Below are 17,449 nucleotides of genomic sequence, written 5' to 3'. Positions count from 1 at the left end.
CATTCGATGAGGTAAATTTTTTGCCTAAGGAGAGCCACTATGCCAGCCCAGCGCATGCGTTCCGTCATTCCTCCCTACATGCTGCGCCGCATTATTGAACACGGTAACGCCCCGCAGCGCGACTGCGCGCTGCACACCCTGAACCACGTGCAAAGCCTGCTCGGCAACAAGCCGCTGCGTTCACCGACCGAGAAAAACGCCCGAGCCGGCGAAGCGCTCCGCGATATCTACGACGCCCAGAACGGCACCCAACTGCCCGGCAAACAGGTGCGCAAGGAGGGCCAGCCCAGCAACCACGACGTGGCGGTGGACGAGGCCTACGACTATCTCGGCGTCACCTACGATTTCTTCTGGCAGGCCTACCGGCGCAATTCGCTGGATAATAAAGGGCTGCCGCTGGTCGGCAGCGTGCACTACGGCAAGGAGTACCAGAACGCTTTCTGGAACGGCCAGCAGATGGTGTTCGGCGACGGCGACGGCGAGATCTTCAACCGTTTCACCATCGCCATCGACGTGGTCGGCCATGAGCTGGCGCACGGCGTGACCGAGAGCGAGGCTGGGCTGATCTACTACCAGCAGTCCGGCGCGCTCAACGAATCGCTGTCTGACGTGTTCGGTTCGTTGGTCAAGCAATTCCACCTGCAGCAAACCGCCGATAAAGCCGACTGGCTGATCGGCGCCGGTCTGCTCGCCAAGGGCATCAAAGGCAAAGGGCTGCGCTCGATGTCAGCGCCCGGCACCGCCTACGACGACCCGCTGCTGGGCAAAGACCCGCAGCCTGCCAGCATGAAGGATTACATCCAGACCAAGGAAGACAACGGCGGCGTGCACCTCAACTCCGGCATTCCCAACCGCGCGTTCTACCTGGCGGCAACCGCGCTGGGCGGCTTCGCCTGGGAAAAAGCCGGCTACGTCTGGTATGACACAGTGTGCGACAAAGCGCTGCCGCAAAACGCCGACTTCGCCACCTTCGCCCGCGCCACGGTGAAACACGCGCAGGCGCGTTTCGATCAAAGCGTGGCGGACAAGGTGCAACAGGCCTGGCATCAGGTGGGGGTGGAGTAATGAAACCGCTGCCGACGCTCAATCAGGATACGGTCATTGAGCTGGCGCGCGAGGGAGGCTTCGCCTACATTCCCAAACTGGCGGGCCAGCGCCGCATTGCGCTGGCCGATATCACGCCGGAGCAACGGCAGCGCCTGAATCAGTTGCTGAATCAGACGCTGCCGTACGCCCAGGAAGAGGGCCAACCCAACTCCCCCGGCTGCGGCGACCAGCGCTACTACCGCGTACAGATCAACTACACCAGCCCCACCCTGAGCACCGAGATCGTGCTGTTAATCCCGGAAAGCAGCGCGCCGCAGGCGCTGGTGGATCTGTGGAAAACCGGCCAGGTGGATGAGTGAGGGCTTACAGCGGCTGATAGCTGAAATTCACCCGTTTTTTGGAGATCAGCCCGTGCCCGTTCTGGCACAGGTAATCCACCGCCCCGCAGGCCTTCAACTCTTGCAGCGGCTGCCCGCACTCCGGGCAGCTCGCCAGCTGCCGATAATCGCGCTGACAGGCGGCACAATGGTAGTGACCCGCTACCCAATTCATGGTCTGACGACAGTGCGGACAATGCGCATCCATAACGGCTCCCAGGTTAAATCGCGCCCCATGAGCGCAAGAAATAGATCCCCAACGCGGTGGTGAAGAACGACCCGACGGTGGTGATAGCGATAATGTTGGCCGCCAGCGTGGCGTTGCCGCCCATAGCGCGCGTCATCACATAGCTGCCCGAAGCGGTCGGCGTGGCGGAAAACAGGAAGATGATGCCCAACGCCGCCCCCTGAAACCCGCACAGCCAGCCGGCCAGCGTCATCAGGAACGGCACCAGAAACAGCTTGGCCGCCGACGACAGCGCCGCCACGTTGGACGAGCGGAACATGGCGCGGAAATCCAGGCTGGCGCCGGTGCACAGCAGCGCCAACGGCAGCGACAGCGCGGAGATATAGCTGCCGGTTTGGCGGATCACGGTCGGGATACCCAGCCCGGTTTGCGCATACAGCAGCCCGCACACCAGGCCGATGATCAGCGGATTGGTGACAATGCTGCGCAGCAGCGACAGGTGGCTGATTTTCTTGCCCTGCCCGCCCTGCAGGCTGCGCGTGAGGGTGATGACCGACAGTATGTTGAACAGGATCACGGTCACCGTCAGGTACAGCGAGGCGAGCGCAATGCCTTCGCTGCCGTAGGCGGTCATGGCGTAGGCCAGACCGACGATGGCGGTGTTGGCGCGAAACCCGCCCTGCACGAACACCCCGCGCTCACGCGGTTCTTTCACCACCCACCTGGCCGCCAGCTCCAGCAGCAGGAAGGTCGCCAGCGTGCCGACCGCGCCGAACAGCACCAGCGGCAGATTGCCGAGCAGCTGCGGATGGTTGGTGGCGATGCTGAAAAACAGCAGGCACGGCAGCGCCAGATTGAACACCAGGCGGGTCGCGCCGTCGACGAAGCGGTCATCCATCAGGCGCCAATGGCGCAGCAGGATCCCCAGCAGCATCATCAGCAGATTCGGCACGGTGACGTCGAACGCAAAACTCCAGGTTTCCCAGGACATGGTGTTCCTTCAGACAGGCGAGGTAATCTTCAGATAATAAAACGATTTCGGGCCAATAAAAAAGGGGCGCGGCATCACTGCCGCGCCCCTCATGAGCGATTACTTGCTCTTTTTCAGGTGGCTCATCAGGCGTTTGCGCTTACGCATCTGGGTCGGCGTCAGCAGGTTGCGTTTGCCGGCGAACGGGTTGTCGCCCTCTTTGAACTGGATGCGGATCGGCGTCCCCATCACGTTCAGCGAGCGACGGAAGTAGTTCATCAGGTAGCGCTTGTACGAATCGGCCAGATCGCTGACCTGGTTGCCGTGGATCACCACGATCGGCGGGTTGTAACCGCCGGCGTGGGCGTATTTCAGCTTCACGCGGCGGCCGCGCACCAACGGCGGCTGGTGATCGTCAACCGCCATCTGCATGATTTTGGTCAGCATCGAGGTGTTTACGCGACGGGTTGCGCACTCGTAGGCTTCCTGTACCGATTCGAACAGGTTGCCGACGCCGCTGCCGTGCAGGGCGGAAATAAAGTGCACGCGCGCGAAGTCGACGAAGCCCAGACGCAGATCGAGCATCTCTTTCACGTGCTCGCGATCTTCTTCGCTCATGCCGTCCCACTTGTTGACCGCAATCACCAGTGAGCGCCCACTATTGAGGATAAAGCCGAGCAGCGAGAGGTCCTGATCGGAGATGCCTTCACGCGCGTCGATCACCAGCAGCACCACGTTGGCGTCTTCAATCGCCTGCAGGGTCTTGATCACCGAGAATTTCTCGACGGTTTCGGTCACCTTGCCGCGTTTGCGCACCCCGGCGGTGTCGATCAGCACGTATTCGCGTTCGTCACGCACCATCGGAATGTAGATGCTGTCGCGGGTAGTGCCCGGCATGTCGTACACCACCACGCGCTCCTCGCCGAGGATACGGTTAGTGAGCGTAGACTTACCTACGTTCGGGCGGCCGACGATCGCCAGTTTGATCGGCAGATCCTGCGGATTGAACGCTTCTTCCGGCTCTTCGTCTTCTTCGCCTTCCAGCGTTTCGCCGTTTTGCTCGGCCCAGTAAGCGGCGTTGGCCTCTTCCTCGGTCAGCTCGACGTCTTCCGGTTTTTCCGGCACGAACGGCACCAGCACGTGTTCAATCAGCTGGGTCACGCCGCGGCCGTGAGAAGCGGCGATAGCGAACACTTCACCCAGACCGAGCGAGTAGAAATCGGCGGTGGCGGTGTCCGGATCCAGACCGTCGGTCTTGTTGGCCACCAGGAATGTCGCCTTCTGGCGGCTGCGCAGGTGCTGGGCGATGCCCTGATCCGCCGGCATCAGGCCGGCGCGGGCGTCGACCATGAACAGCACGATGTCCGCTTCTTCGATCGCCAGCAGCGACTGACCGGCCATGCGCGTTTCGACGCCGTCTTCGGTGCCGTCGATGCCGCCGGTATCGACGATGATAAATTCATTGCCTTCGATTTCAGCACGACCATACTTGCGGTCACGCGTCAGCCCCGGGAAATCCGCCACCAGCGCATCGCGCGTATGGGTTAAACGGTTGAACAAGGTGGATTTACCCACATTCGGGCGCCCGACCAGCGCGACGACAGGTATCATTGTTGAAGCCTCATTACTTAATAATCAATGCGTTACTGCACTGTGGATAGACACCAGCGGTGCAGCTTATAAAAATACGAAACGGCCCCTGAACATTCAGGAGCCGTTTGCAAGCCTTGCGACGAGCGGCGTTAGCGGGTGAAAGCGTAAACTTTCCCGCCGCGAGCCTGGATGACCAGCTTGTCGCCGGCCACCATCGGCGCAGACAGGAAGCCGGAGCTGTCCACTTCCTGCTGGGCGACAAAACGGCCATCGGTGGTGTTGACCCAGTGCAGATAGCCTTCGGCGTCACCGGTCACCAGATAACCATTATACATCACCGGCGGCGTCAGGTTGCGGTGCAGCAGATCGCTCTGCGTCCACACGGTCACGCCGCCTTCGGTGCTGAGCGCCACCACGCGATCGTTTTGGTCGATCAGGTAGATGCGGCCCGCGTCGACGATGAAATCGTTCACCGAACCCAGCTCGCGTTTCCAGATGATCTGACCGGAACGCAGATCCAGCGCCGTCAGGTTGCCGTTGTAACCCAGCGCGTAGACCACGCCGTCAACGATCACCGGCGTGGTGTCCACGTCGTTCAGGCGATCGATTTCGGTCGCGCCGCTCGGCTGAGAAATGCGCTGTTGCCAGATCAGTTGGCCCTGCTGCATCAGCACGGCGCTGACGCGGCCGTTGTCACCGCCGACGATGGCGGCGCCAAAGGCGACGGCTGGCGCGGATTCACCGCGCAGCGACAGCGAAGGCATATCCAGGTTAACCGTCCACTTCACCGCGCCGTCGGCTTCGTTCAGCGCCTGCAGCATGCCGTTGGAAGTATGCACCAACACCATGCCGTCGCTGACAACCGGACGGGAGATCGCTTCGCCGGCCACTTTGGTCTGCCAGGCGATGGCGCCGTCGGCGGTGTTCAATGCGTAAACCACCGCTTTTTCGCTGCCGACGTAAACCTTGTCACCCGCAACCGTCAGGCCGCCCGACAGCAGCGCAGACAGGTTGCTGGAGAAGAAGCCGGTCTTCTCGGAAAGATTGACCTTCCACTTCTCGTTGCCGCTGTCGGCATCCATCGCTTTCACGATGCCGAAGCGATCGGCGGCGTAAATGGTGCTGTCCTGATAGGCCGGACGCAGGTGGGAGTAATACTCACCGATACCGTCGCCCACCGAGGTGCTCCACGCCTTGTTCGGCGTAAACTGATTTTCAACTTTCGGCAACGGCGACATGGTAACCACGTCTTCTTCGCTGTTAAACAGCGAGCAACCACTCAGCAAGGCAGCGGAAACCAGTCCGACCAAGAGTGTTTTACGCAATTGCATGGGAATTCCCCTTAGCTGGACAAGTTATTCAATTTCATGCGCAGCAGAACCTGCAGCGCTTGAGAAGCGTTGGACTCAATGCCTTTGCTGTAAGCTTCGCGCGCGCCCTTGGCGTCGCCCTTCGCCAGCAGCACATCGCCGCGCACATCCTGCATCATCGCCGCCCAGCCTTCGCCTTTCACGCCATCCAGCGTTTTCAGCGCTTCATCCAGCTTTTTCTCCTGCAGCTGGACGCGCGCCAGACGCAGGTCGATCATCGCCAACAGGTTGTCGTCTTTGGTCTGGCCCTGAGCCAGCGCCAATTGTTGTTCCGCCTTGGCGAAATCATTCTGTTCGACAAAGTGCTTAGCCAATTGCAGCGCGGCCAGTACGCCGTAGCTATTGCCGTTGGCCTGGACAAATTTCTCTGCGGCAGCCACGTCATCCGGCTTGCCGGCCGCCAGACGATCGCTGGCTTCCTGATAGGATTGCGATGCCGCCATCATGTTGGAGTTTTCATGGCTCTGCCAGTAACGCCAGCCAACCAGGGCACCAATTCCGAGCACCACGCCCACCGCCAGCGCTTTGCCGTTCTCGGCAAAGAACCGACGCAGTGCGTCGACTTGTTCGTTTTCAGTGGTATAGACTTCCACGGTGTCCTTCTCCTTAACCTAACATCAAAGCCAGACGCGCAGCGACTTCGCTTTGCGCCAGCGTTTCTTGTTCACCACTGCGCAGGTCTTTCACCACCACCTGCTGCGCCGCCACTTCGCTCTCGCCCAGGATCAGCGCGATGCGCGCGCCCCATTTGTCCGCACGGGTGATCTGCTTCTTGAAGTTGCCGCCGCCGTAATTGGTCATCAGCTTCAGCTGCGGCGCCGCGTCGCGCACCTGTTCAGCCAGCTGCATCGCCGCGCTCTGGGTGCCCGCGCCGGAAGAGATGACGTACACGTCGATAGCCGACGGCGCCTTGAATTCCGGGTTGACCGCCTGCACCAGCAGCACCAGACGCTCCAGGCCCATGGCGAAACCGACCGCCGGGGTGGCGCGGCCGCCCAACTGCTCGACCAGACCGTCGTAACGGCCGCCCGCGCAGACGGTGCCCTGCGCGCCCAGGCTGGTGGTCACCCACTCAAACACGGTGCGGTTGTAGTAATCCAGACCGCGCACCAGGCGCTCGTTAACGGTATATGGGATACCTGCCTGCGCCAAAAGTTCACACAGACCGGCGAAGTGAGCACGGGATTCTTCATCCAGGTACTCGGACAGGCGCGGCGCGTCGTTCAGCAGCGCCTGCACCTCAGGATTCTTGGAGTCCAGCACGCGCAGCGGGTTGCTGTACATGCGGCGTTTGCAGTCTTCGTCCAACACCTCGACGTGCTGCTCCAGGAACGCCACCAGCGCATCGCGGTAGTTGGCGCGCGCTTCCAGCGAACCGATGGAGTTCAGCTCCAGCTTGACGTGCTCGGCGATGCCCAGCGCTTTCCACCAGCGGGCGGTCAGCAGGATCAGCTCGGCGTCGATATCCGGGCCTTGCAGGCCGAACACTTCCGCGCCCAGCTGATGGAACTGGCGATAGCGGCCCTTTTGCGGGCGCTCGTAGCGGAACATCGGGCCGATGTACCACAGACGCTGTTCCTGATTGTACAGCAGACCATGTTCGATGCCGGCGCGCACGCAGCCGGCCGTCCCTTCCGGACGCAGCGTCAGGCTTTCGCCGTTGCGGTCTTCGAAGGTATACATCTCTTTTTCCACGACGTCGGTCACTTCGCCGATCGCGCGTTTGAATAACGGGGTCTGCTCTACAATCGGCAACCGGATTTCGCTGTAACCGTAGCCGCCCAGCACCTGCTTGAGGGTGCCTTCAATACGCTGCCATAATGCCGTTTCTTCCGGCAGGTAGTCGTTCATGCCGCGGATGGCTTGAATGTTCTTTGCCACGTGAGTTCTCTGTCCGTTGTCTGTAAAAATGAACCTGATTATAGGGACTTTGCCGCCCGGTATTCAACGCGGATGCGGTTTTCCGCCCTTCAGGTGCATAAACAAGCGGGCCAACAGGCCCGCCGTGTAGCGATAACGCTTATTTTTCCAGCAGATTGACCGTGATACGGTTGCTTTCGTCCATCATCGCGGCCTTGGCGCGAATCTTCGCTTCCAGCTGGTCGATCATCTGTTCGTTGTCGAAACGCTCTTTCTGGCGCACGCCGTCTTCGTAGAAGCCGCTCTTCTTGTGGCCGCCGGTCACGCCCATGGTGGACACCAGCGCTTCGCCCGGGCCGTTCACCACGCAACCGATGATCGAGACGTCCATCGGCGTGATGATGTCTTCCAGGCGCTGCTCCAGCGCGTTCACCGTGCCGATCACGTCGAACTCCTGACGCGAACAGGTCGGGCAGGCGATGAAGTTGATGCCGCGCGCGCGGATGCGCAGCGACTTCAGAATGTCGAAACCGACCTTCACCTCTTCGACCGGATCCGCCGCCAGCGAGATGCGCAGGGTATCGCCGATGCCTTCAGACAGCAGCATGCCCAGGCCGATGGCCGATTTGACCGACCCGCTGCGCGCGCCGCCGGCTTCGGTGATGCCCAGGTGCAGTGGCTGATCGATGCGCGACGCCAGCAGACGGTAGGATTGCACCGCCAGGAACACGTCCGATGCCTTGACGCTGACCTTGAACTGGTCGAAGTTGAGGCGATCGAGGATATCCACGTGGCGCATGGCGGATTCCAGCAGCGCTTCCGGCGTAGGTTCGCCGTACTTTTCCTGCAGATCTTTCTCCAGCGAACCGCCGTTGACGCCGATGCGAATCGGGATGTTCTTGTCGCGGGCGCAGTCCACCACCGAGCGAATGCGCGATTCGTTGCCGATGTTGCCCGGGTTGATGCGCAGGCAGTCCACGCCGTATTCGGCAACCTGCAGCGCGATGCGATAATCGAAGTGGATATCGGCGACCAGCGGCACGTTGACCTGCTGCTTGATCAGCTTGAACGCCTCGGCGGCGTCCATGGTAGGAACCGAAACGCGGACGATGTCGACGCCCACGCGCTCCAGCGCTTTAATCTGATTAACCGTTGCTTCAACATCGGTGGTACGGGTGTTGGTCATCGACTGCACGGCAATCGGCGCGCCATCACCAATAGGCACCTTGCCGACGTAAATGCGTGTAGATTTTCGACGGTTGATGGGCGCTTGGTTATGCATTACTTACTCTCCATTGCTGCTCTGACATCACGACCGGGGCCGCGCGATTACTGCGCGGCGACGGTCAGGCGAGCAACACGGTTTGACTTAACGAACCGGCTCAAATCAACCGGTTTACCCTGATACTGGATCTGTACTGCCGCCGGCGCGCCGATGGTCAGTTTGTACGGCGCAGTGCCGGTCAGGTTCAGCTTGCCGCCCTGCTTCTGGGTGCCGCTGAACAGCGTTTTACCGCTCGCGTCGGTCACCTGCAGCCAGCAGTCGGCGGAGAAATCCATCACCAGCGCGTTCGGATCGGCCGCCGGCGCAGCCACGCCCGCATCGGCGGTCGGCAGCGGCGATTGCGCCGCCGGCGCGGTTTCCGGCAGGGTGGTCTGGCTTGGCGACACCACGGCAGGCTGTTGCTGAGCCGCGCCCGGCGTCTGGGCGGTCGCCGCCGGCGCCTGAGCCGCTGCGCCGGTATCGGCCGGCGCGGCGCTGTTGTCGGTCAACGGTACGTTGGTGCCGGCGTCGGCGTTGCCGTCCGTCAGCGGCACGGACTGCCCTTCGTTATTCTGTGAAAGCTGCGCGGAGGATTGATCGGCCATGGTGGCGATCTCTTCCTGCTGCGCCTTGTGGTTTTGCCACCACCAGGCGCCGGTCAGGCCAATCACCACGAACACGATAAGCCAGGTGAAGCTCATCAGCCAGCCGTCGCGTTTCTTGCGGCGCTTGCCCAGCGAGAAGCTTTGCATCGGCGCCACTTTCGCCATCTTCAACGGCGCCTGCTTGGCCAGCATCGGCAGCAGTTCGTCTTCCGGCAAATGCACCAGCTTGGCGTAGGAACGGATGTAGCCGCGCACGAAGGTGGACGCGAGGTCAGCGGACACGCTGTCTTCCTCGATATCGCGCACGGTGGACATTTTGAGACACAGGCGTTCTGCAACGGCCTGTTGGCTCAGCCCGAGTTGCTCACGGGCCTGACGCAGGCGCTGGCCCGTCGTCATGGATACGGTTTTATCTTGGGAGGCTTCAGTATTCATTAGCTAAGAACTGCTGGTACTGTTTGGATTGTGGAAAACTTCGCGCTAACTGCTTGCCATAGCGTTGAACGCTATCCTGACGGCCGGCTAACGCGGCGAAACGAATCTGTAACCATAAGCTGCTGGCGCTAGCCGGCAGAACATGCTGATAAACATCCAATAAAAGTTGCGACTGGGCGCGCTTCCCTTCTCCAAATTGCTTTTCGGCCTCCGCCAACAGCGGAGCGCCTTTGTCCGGATCGACTTTCAGCGCGCGGCTCAACAGCGTGCGCGCTTCATCGTTTTGTCCGGCCTTGAGAAAACAGTAACCTGCGTTTTCCAGGCTGTCAGCGACCTGACCATAATCGGGCGCCAGCGCCGCAGCGCTAAACTGCTGTTGCGCCGGTACATACTGCCCTAAACTGCAAAGAAACGCACCGTAATTATTCAGTACGGTGCCATTGCCCGGCGCAAGTTTGAGCGCTTGCCGATAACGCTGTTCGGCCGCGGCGTTTTCACCGATCCGCTGCGCGTAGAGCGCCATGCCCAACTGCGTGCGGTAATCCTGCGGGGCCGCGTCCAGCGCCTTTTCCAGGTTCTGGCGCGCGGCGTCCATGTCACCTTGCTGCAGGTACTCCAGCCCCAGCTGCAACCGCGTCTGGCCCGCCTCAGCGACCTGTGCTTCCTTTTCCGGCGATGAGCCGGAACACCCGGCCAACAACCCGACCGCCAGCCACACACCCCACAGTTTCAGCTTCATGCCCGCATTCATTTCCTTATCGGCCGTCAGCTAACGCCCATTAGCGTCAACATCTCGCATAACAGGCTGTTAGATAACAAAAAAGGTGCTATAGGATTCAGACCGCCCGTACGTTGATAGGTTCCCCGGCCATTTTCTTTTTCAGGGTACGCTTGGTACGGTCGATCACTTCACCCGCCAGTTGCCCGCAGGCGGCGTCGATATCGTCACCGCGGGTTTTACGAACAATAGTCGTAAAGCCGTATTCCATCAACACCTTGGAGAAACGGTCCACCCGGCTGTTGGAGCTGCGGCCGTAAGGGGCGCCCGGGAACGGGTTCCATGGGATCAGGTTGATCTTGCACGGCGTGTCTTTCAGCACTTCCGCCAACTGATGCGCATCGTCGGTGCTGTCGTTGATATGATCCAGCATCACGTACTCGACGGTGACGCGCCCCTGGTTGGCGTTGGATTTCTCCAGGTAGCGACGCACCGCGGACAGGAAGGTCTCGATGTTGTACTTGCGGTTGATCGGCACGATCTCATCGCGGATGGTGTCGTTAGGCGCGTGCAGCGAAATGGCCAGCGCCACGTCGATCATGTCGCCCAGCTTGTCCAGCGCCGGCACCACGCCGGAGGTAGACAGGGTCACGCGGCGTTTGGACAGGCCAAAGCCGAAGTCGTCCAGCATGATTTCCATCGCCGGCACCACGTTATTCAGGTTGAGCAGCGGTTCGCCCATGCCCATCATCACCACGTTGGTGATCGGGCGTTGGCCGGTCACCTTCAGTGCGCCGATGATCTTCGCCGCGCGCCACACCTGGCCGATGATTTCCGACACGCGCAGGTTGCGGTTGAAGCCCTGCTGCGCCGTCGAACAGAATTTGCACTCCAGCGCGCAACCCACCTGCGAGGAGACGCACAGCGTCGCGCGGTCGGCTTCCGGGATGTACACGGTTTCGACCTGCTGATCGCCCACCTTGATCGCCCACTTGATGGTGCCGTCGGCCGAGCGCTGTTCTTCCGCCACTTCCGGCGCGCGGATTTCCGCCACGCGCTGCAGCTTGCCGCGCAGGACTTTGTTGATGTCGGTCATCTGCTCGAAATCGTCGCAGCAGTAGTGATAAATCCACTTCATCACCTGATCGGCGCGGAACGGTTTCTCGCCCATTTCGGCGAAGAACTCGCGCATTTGCTGGCGGTTCAGATCCAGCAGGTTGATTTTGGCCGCAGCCGGTTGCTCCACGTTAACGGAGGGGGTAGTCAGCGAATTATTTTCAGACACGGTGTGCTCGGACGTGATGGGTTCTAACATAATGATCTCTGGCCTCGTTATTACACGTTATGGCGCTAAAGAATGGACAGTAAGTTGTGCATTTCAGCCCGCGAGATTCGGGTGGCGGCACTAAAAACACGCCCCTGACAAGTCGTCTTATCAGGGGCGCGGCATTGTACAAATTTTAGTAGCGGGTTTCTATGGCTGAAAGGCATTCAGGGCATTTTTATTGTTTCAGCCGGTGAATGCCTGGCTATCAGCTCAGAAACGGCACGATTAACGTGCGCAGATTTCGCTTTCGTTGAAGAAGTAAGCGATTTCACGCTGTGCGGATTCAACGGAGTCGGAACCGTGAACGGCGTTAGCGGTGAAGCTGTCCGCGTAGTCGGCGCGCAGGGTGCCGGCCAGTGCGTTGTCCGGGTTGGTTGCGCCCATGATGTCGCGGTTGCGCTGCACGGCGTTTTCAGATTCCAGAACCTGCACCATGATTGGGCCGGAGGTCATGAACTCTACCAGACCGTCGAAGAATGGGCGGCCTTTGTGCTCAGCGTAGAAGCCTTCAGCTTGCTCGCGAGTCAGACGCAGCATTTTAGCGGCGATGATTTTGAAACCGGCGCGCTCGAAACGCGCGTAGATAGCGCCGATGTCGTTGTTGGCTACAGCGTTTGGTTTAACGATGGAAAAGGTACGTTCTACGGTCATGATGGCCTCTGTATGACTTCCAAAACAGGCCGGTCTGCAATGTTGCCGGCCTTCTCAAGTGGCGCAGATTATATGTGCGCCGTTAACGCTTGCCTACGGGAAAATCAACATTTCATTAAAAAAATATGATCTTCCTGCGGCATTTCCGACCACGCGCCGCGTTACTGGGTCTTGTCGGTGGACGGGATCAAATTGCGCAGCCAGCTGCCCCAGCGGCGCTGATAAAACGGCTGCGTATGGGCGATCAGGTAGTGGCTGATGCCGCGCTCTTTCTCCGACACCAGGCAGAAATCGACCGGTTCGTCATTCGGCGCCGTTTCGCTGGCGACGCTGCCGGCCTCGTTGATCAACGCCTCGATCTCCGCCGGTTCTGCATCCACTTCCAGCCCGATCAGCAGATTCGGCTTCTCGTCCGCCGCCTGGTCGTGCATCAGCGCCAGAAACGCGCGGCGCACCGGTTTGCGCTGGCTGAACAGCGTGGTCAGCGCATCCACCATCGCCGACGGGTACTCTTCGGGCTGCCCCAACAGGATTTGGGTCTCTTTGTCGACGTAATGCTCAACCGGTTTGACGACGCCGCCGGTCGCCAGCAGCATCGCCACCTCTTCCGGGTAGAACTCTTTGCCGTATTCCGCCTTCGGGTTGAGGAACAGATCCGCGCCCTGGGTGATTTCAAACAGCACCCGAGCCGGCATGGCGATGAACGGCTGTTCGTCCTCAACGGCCTTCTGCAACGCGTCCAGCGAGGTGAAGAACGGAATGATGCTGCCGCCGTCCTGCTTTTCCCAATGCTGGATATTGACCGGCGTATCCGCGTTCAGCGTAATGTCGCCGTCCTGCTGCACCTGCTCGCTGTCGCCGAGGATCAGCACCGTGGCGTCGAGCAGTTCACGGAAGAACGCCGGACGGTGGGCCGGCTCCGTCACCGCCAGCTTCAGCAGGCGTTCAAGCTCGTTCTCGCTCGGGGCGGCATCGTGATGATGGGAACTCATGGCAAACTCCAGGGATCAAATAACGAGGCCCAGCATGCTGGGCCCCGAAGATAATGCGCATTCTAGCGCCCGACGCGGCGGGCGTTCAATTATTTGGCTTTGCTCAGCAGCAGATTGGCCAGGGTACGCACGCCCAGCCCGGTCGCGCCGGCCGACCACTGATCCACCGCGCCTTTGCGGTAGGTGGCGGAACAGTCGATGTGCAACCAGCCTTGCTGGTAGTTCTTAACGAAATGCGACAGGAAGGCCGCCGCGGTGCTGGCGCCGGCGGTGTAGGCCGGGCCGGCCACGTTGTTCAGCTCGGCGAAGTTGGACGGCAGCTGGCTGCGGTGGAACTCGGCCAGCGGCAGACGCCAGAACGGCTCGTGCTCGGCGGCGGCGCTGCTCAGCAGCTCTTGCGCCAGCGCGTCGTCGAAGCTGAACAGCGCGTGATAGTCGTTGCCTACCGCCGTTTTCGCCGCGCCGGTCAGGGTGGCGCAGTCGATAATCAGCTGCGGGTTCTGCTCAGAAGCGTCGATCAGGCCGTCGGCCAGCACCAGGCGCCCTTCCGCATCGGTGTTCATCACCTCAACGGTTTTGCCGTTGCGGTAGCGAATGATGTCGCCCAGTTTGAAGGCGTTGCCGCTGACCATGTTGTCGGCGCAGCACAGGTACAGCTTCACGCGCTGCTTCAGGCCGCGCGCCGCCGCCAGCGCCAGGGCGCCGGTGATGGTGGCCGCACCGCCCATGTCAGCCTTCATCGAATCCATAAAGGCGCTCTGTTTCAGGCTATAACCGCCGGTATCGAAGGTGATGCCCTTGCCGACCAGGCAAGCGAACACCGGCGCGTCCGGGTTACCGGTCGGGTTGAAGTCCAGCGCCAGCAGCACCGGCGGGCGCTCGGAGCCGCGGCCGACGGTGTGGATGCCGGCATAGTTCTGCTCGCGCAGATCTTCGCCCTTGGTGATGCGGTAGCTGACGGCATCGCAGCCGACGTCGCACATCAGATCGACGGCGCGGGTCGCCAATTGCTCCGGCCCCAGCTCTTCCGCCGGCATGTTGATGGTGTCACGCACCCAGTCGACGATCTTCAGGCGCTTATCCAGCTCCTGACGCGCGGCTTCCGGCAGTTCGGCCCATTCGACGTTGCGCTGCCCTTTCGGCCCGCGATAGCCTTGCCAGAACGCCCAGCTGTTTTCCAAATCCCAACCGTCGCCGGCCAGCTTGACGTTTTTGATGCCCTGGCCGTCAATTTTGCGGCCCGCGCGCTGGATCGCGCCCAGCTTGTCGGCGCCGGTCAGGTGGATGGTCATCCCTTCGCCGTTGGTGCTCAGCAGCGCTTTCTCGCCCCAGCGGGCGTCGGCAGGTTGTTGCGACAGCGTGACCTGCATGAATTCTGTTGTCATAGCCTTCTTACTCCGGATGTTCCCTTTATTATTTCATTAGGGCTTTATTGCATACCCTATGGATTTCAAATTGCAGCTAGGCGCCCAGCGATCTCATCCCCAGGAGCTTACTCAGGTAAGTGACTGGGGTGTGATCGTGCAGGTAACAACGCTGCGGTTTGAAAGACGACGGGTATGTCGGATACAAAATAAACGGGCCGCCCATGGCAGCCCGTTACGCTATTTACTCCGCTTCATCTAACCAGACCAGCAGGATCGCTTCCAGTATTTTTTCGTTGGAAGCCTGCGGATCGTCATCGAACTCTTCCAGATCGCAGATCCACTGATGCAGGTCGGTAAAACGCACGGTTTTCGGATCGGTATCCGGGTATTGGTCGTACAGGGCTTCGCCGATTTCACGGCTGTCGGTCCATTTCAGTCCCATTATGATCTCCGAGTTGACGCTGCGGCTAACAATTAATGCTCACGCGCGTGGTTGACGGTGTAGCGCGGCATTTCGACCACCAGATCTTCGTCGGCGACCAGCGCCTGGCAGCTCAGACGGCTTTCCGGCTCCAGCCCCCACGCTTTGTCCAGCATGTCGTCTTCCAGCTCGCTGCTCTCTTCCAGCGAATCGAAGCCTTCACGCACGATGCAGTGGCAGGTGGTGCAGGCGCAGGATTTCTCGCAGGCATGCTCGATTTCAATGCCGTTGCGCAGCGCAACGTTGAGGATCGACTCCCCTTTTTCGGCTTCCAGAACCGCCCCTTCCGGGCAAAGGTCTTGATGGGGCAGGAAAACAATTTTAGGCATGGTTAAACCTCATCCACAGAATGGCCAGCCAGCGCGCGGCGAATGGAAGCGTCCATGCGGCGCGCGGCAAAATCTTGCGTTTGTGCATCTAATGTTTTGATGGCGTCTTCGATAGCGGCGGGATCTTCACCCTGCGCCGCCTGCTGCAACGCCTGGGTCGCGGCGGCGATCGCCTGGCTTTCCGCCTCGCTCAGCAGCGCGGCGTCGGTGGCCAGCGCGCCCTGCAGGCTTTCCAGCACCCGCGCGGCTTCCACGCGTTGCTCCGCCAGCTTGCGCGCGCCCACGTCGCTTTGCGCGTTGGCCATCGAATCCTTGATCATGCCGGCGATTTCGCTGTCCGACAGGCCGTACGACGGCTTGACCTGGATCGAGGCTTCGACGCCGGTGGATTTCTCCATCGCGGTAACGCTCAGCAGACCGTCGGCATCCACCTGGAAGGTGACGCGAATATGCGCGCCCCCGGCAGGCAATGGCGGCAGGCCGCGCAGCGTGAAGCGCGCCAGCGAACGGCAATCCTGCACCAGCTCGCGCTCGCCCTGCAGCACGTGGATCATCATCGCGCTCTGGCCATCTTTAAAGGTGGTGAACTCCTGCGCGCGCGCCACCGGAATGGTGGTGTTGCGCGGGATCACTTTCTCCACCAGACCGCCCATGGTTTCGAGGCCCAGCGACAGCGGGATCACGTCCAGCAGCAGCATGTCGCTGTCCGGCTTGTTGCCCACCAGAATGTCGGCCTGGATCGCGGCGCCGATGGCGACCACTTTATCCGGATCGATAGACGTCAGCGGCGTGCGGCCGAAGAAGGCGCCCACCTGCTCACGCACCAGCGGCACGCGGGTGGAACCGCCGACCATCACCGCTTCCAGCACCTCGTCGGCGGCGACGCCGGCATCTTTCAGCGCGCGGCGGCAGGCCATCAGCGTACGTTTCACCAGCGGAGCGATCAGCGCTTCGAACTGGGCGCGGGTCACCTCGCCCTGCCAGCCGGCCACCTCGACGCGCACGCTGTCGGCATCGCTCAACGCGATTTTGGCGGCGATGGCGGCATCCAACAGTTGGCGCTGCACGCCGTGGTCGCTGCGATCGGCCACGCCGGCCTGCTCGCGCAGCCAGTCGGCCAACAGGTGATCGAAGTCGTCGCCGCCCAGCGCGGAATCGCCGCCGGTGGCCAGCACTTCGAACACGCCGCGGCTGAGGCGCAGAATGGAGATATCAAAGGTGCCGCCGCCCAGATCGTAAACCGCGATCACCCCTTCCTGGCCGGAATCCAGCCCATAGGCGATCGCGGCCGCAGTGGGTTCGTTCAACAGACGCAGAACGTGCAGGCCGGCCAGACGCGCCGCGTCTTTGGTGCCCTGGCGCTGCGCGTCGTCGAAGTAAGCGGGAACGGTGATCACGACGCCATCCAGCTCGCCTTCCAGCGCCGCTTGCGCGCGCGCGGACAGGGCTCGCAGGATGTCGGCGGAGACGCCGACCGGGTTAACCGCGCCGGCGGCGGTGACGATCAGCGGCAGGCCGTTGTCGCTGGCTTGGAATTGGTACGGCAGGTTCGGGTAACGTTGCTGCACGTCCGCCAACGAGCGGCCCATCATGCGTTTGATGGAGCTGACGGTATTGGCCGGATCCTGCGCCGCCTGTTGGCGCGCCTCCCAGCCGACGCGCTGCGCGTCCGCCTGATAATGCACTACCGAAGGCAGCAAATGGCGACCCTGTTCGTCGGCCAGCGTTTCCGCTTGCCCGCTGCGCACCGTGGCGACCAGCGAGTTGGTGGTGCCCAAGTCGATGCCGGCGGCCAGACGTCGCTGGTGCGGCGCGGCGCTGAGGCCAGGCTCACTAATTTGTAATAAGGCCATGTTGAAGCTTCCACAATCAGAAT

The 17,449-nt window shown here is 61.2% G+C and carries 18 protein-coding genes; 2 read left to right on the top strand and 16 right to left on the bottom strand.

The window, feature by feature from the left end; all coding sequences use genetic code 11:
• The first annotated feature begins 39 nt into the window (after positions 1-39).
• Together ACJ8M3_RS18780 and ACJ8M3_RS18775 are read left to right on the top strand one after the other, a co-directional pair.
• On the top strand, positions 40-1,065 hold the full coding sequence (locus ACJ8M3_RS18780) for a M4 family metallopeptidase (RefSeq protein ID WP_033644087.1): 1,026 nt from the start codon (positions 40-42) through the stop codon (positions 1,063-1,065).
• The gene (locus ACJ8M3_RS18775; RefSeq protein WP_016929750.1) at positions 1,065-1,406 is read left to right on the top strand and encodes a protealysin inhibitor emfourin; all 342 of its coding nucleotides are present in this window, start codon (positions 1,065-1,067) and stop codon (positions 1,404-1,406) included. Before ACJ8M3_RS18780 ends, ACJ8M3_RS18775 begins: the two co-directional genes overlap by 1 nt.
• Before the next feature lie 4 nt (positions 1,407-1,410).
• On the opposite strand, the gene ACJ8M3_RS18770 is transcribed toward ACJ8M3_RS18775, so the two are convergent.
• The 16 genes from ACJ8M3_RS18770 to hscA form a co-directional block, all read right to left on the bottom strand.
• Positions 1,411-1,632, bottom strand: a complete 222-nt coding sequence (locus ACJ8M3_RS18770; protein ID WP_004941446.1) for a zinc ribbon domain-containing protein — start codon at positions 1,630-1,632, stop codon at positions 1,411-1,413.
• A 13-nt stretch (positions 1,633-1,645) separates the two neighbouring features.
• A complete protein-coding gene (locus ACJ8M3_RS18765; RefSeq protein ID WP_033651565.1) occupies positions 1,646-2,602 on the bottom strand; it encodes an AEC family transporter in 957 nt (318 codons plus the stop codon).
• Positions 2,603-2,701: 99 nt separating this feature from the next.
• Positions 2,702-4,192, bottom strand: a complete 1,491-nt coding sequence (gene der / locus ACJ8M3_RS18760) for a ribosome biogenesis GTPase Der (RefSeq protein ID WP_004941442.1) — start codon at positions 4,190-4,192, stop codon at positions 2,702-2,704.
• A gap of 131 nt (positions 4,193-4,323) precedes the next feature.
• The gene (bamB, locus tag ACJ8M3_RS18755) at positions 4,324-5,505 is read right to left on the bottom strand and encodes an outer membrane protein assembly factor BamB (RefSeq protein ID WP_046687651.1); all 1,182 of its coding nucleotides are present in this window, start codon (positions 5,503-5,505) and stop codon (positions 4,324-4,326) included.
• 11 nt (positions 5,506-5,516) lie between these two features.
• On the bottom strand, positions 5,517-6,137 hold the full coding sequence (locus tag ACJ8M3_RS18750) for a YfgM family protein (protein WP_033635592.1): 621 nt from the start codon (positions 6,135-6,137) through the stop codon (positions 5,517-5,519).
• 13 nt (positions 6,138-6,150) lie between these two features.
• Entirely contained in the window at positions 6,151-7,425 is a 1,275-nt protein-coding gene (gene hisS / locus ACJ8M3_RS18745; protein ID WP_025303909.1) for a histidine--tRNA ligase, read from the bottom strand.
• Positions 7,426-7,564: 139 nt separating this feature from the next.
• Positions 7,565-8,686: a flavodoxin-dependent (E)-4-hydroxy-3-methylbut-2-enyl-diphosphate synthase gene (gene ispG, locus ACJ8M3_RS18740; RefSeq protein ID WP_016929756.1), complete on the bottom strand. Its 1,122-nt coding sequence runs from the start codon at positions 8,684-8,686 to the stop codon at positions 7,565-7,567.
• Between the two features lie 47 nt (positions 8,687-8,733).
• On the bottom strand, positions 8,734-9,708 hold the full coding sequence (rodZ, locus tag ACJ8M3_RS18735; RefSeq protein ID WP_033644090.1) for a cytoskeleton protein RodZ: 975 nt from the start codon (positions 9,706-9,708) through the stop codon (positions 8,734-8,736).
• The gene (gene pilW / locus ACJ8M3_RS18730; RefSeq protein WP_033644344.1) at positions 9,698-10,447 is read right to left on the bottom strand and encodes a type IV pilus biogenesis/stability protein PilW; all 750 of its coding nucleotides are present in this window, start codon (positions 10,445-10,447) and stop codon (positions 9,698-9,700) included. The genes rodZ and pilW overlap by 11 nt, the downstream gene beginning before the upstream one ends.
• Before the next feature lie 97 nt (positions 10,448-10,544).
• Positions 10,545-11,741: a bifunctional tRNA (adenosine(37)-C2)-methyltransferase TrmG/ribosomal RNA large subunit methyltransferase RlmN gene (locus tag ACJ8M3_RS18725; protein WP_004941426.1), complete on the bottom strand. Its 1,197-nt coding sequence runs from the start codon at positions 11,739-11,741 to the stop codon at positions 10,545-10,547.
• Between the two features lie 237 nt (positions 11,742-11,978).
• Entirely contained in the window at positions 11,979-12,404 is a 426-nt protein-coding gene (gene ndk / locus ACJ8M3_RS18720) for a nucleoside-diphosphate kinase (RefSeq protein WP_004941424.1), read from the bottom strand.
• Positions 12,405-12,565: 161 nt separating this feature from the next.
• Complete coding sequence (sseB, locus tag ACJ8M3_RS18715) at positions 12,566-13,396, bottom strand: enhanced serine sensitivity protein SseB (protein WP_060660349.1); 831 nt, start codon at positions 13,394-13,396, stop codon at positions 12,566-12,568.
• A gap of 89 nt (positions 13,397-13,485) precedes the next feature.
• Positions 13,486-14,781, bottom strand: coding sequence for an aminopeptidase PepB (gene pepB / locus ACJ8M3_RS18710; RefSeq protein ID WP_162997463.1), 1,296 nt, complete (start codon positions 14,779-14,781; stop codon positions 13,486-13,488).
• Between the two features lie 223 nt (positions 14,782-15,004).
• Positions 15,005-15,205: a Fe-S cluster assembly protein IscX gene (gene iscX / locus ACJ8M3_RS18705; protein WP_047574017.1), complete on the bottom strand. Its 201-nt coding sequence runs from the start codon at positions 15,203-15,205 to the stop codon at positions 15,005-15,007.
• 32 nt (positions 15,206-15,237) lie between these two features.
• On the bottom strand, positions 15,238-15,573 hold the full coding sequence (gene fdx / locus ACJ8M3_RS18700; protein ID WP_004941417.1) for an ISC system 2Fe-2S type ferredoxin: 336 nt from the start codon (positions 15,571-15,573) through the stop codon (positions 15,238-15,240).
• Between the two features lie 2 nt (positions 15,574-15,575).
• Positions 15,576-17,426: a Fe-S protein assembly chaperone HscA gene (hscA, locus tag ACJ8M3_RS18695; protein ID WP_033644093.1), complete on the bottom strand. Its 1,851-nt coding sequence runs from the start codon at positions 17,424-17,426 to the stop codon at positions 15,576-15,578.
• Between the last annotated feature and the right edge of the window lie 23 nt (positions 17,427-17,449).

Source organism: Serratia sp. CY55921 (genome assembly GCF_052167655.1).
In the GTDB taxonomy this organism is placed as follows: domain Bacteria; phylum Pseudomonadota; class Gammaproteobacteria; order Enterobacterales; family Enterobacteriaceae; genus Serratia; species Serratia ureilytica.
The sequence above is the reverse complement of the archived record's forward strand: the minus strand, read 5'-3'. Positions and strand labels throughout refer to the sequence as shown.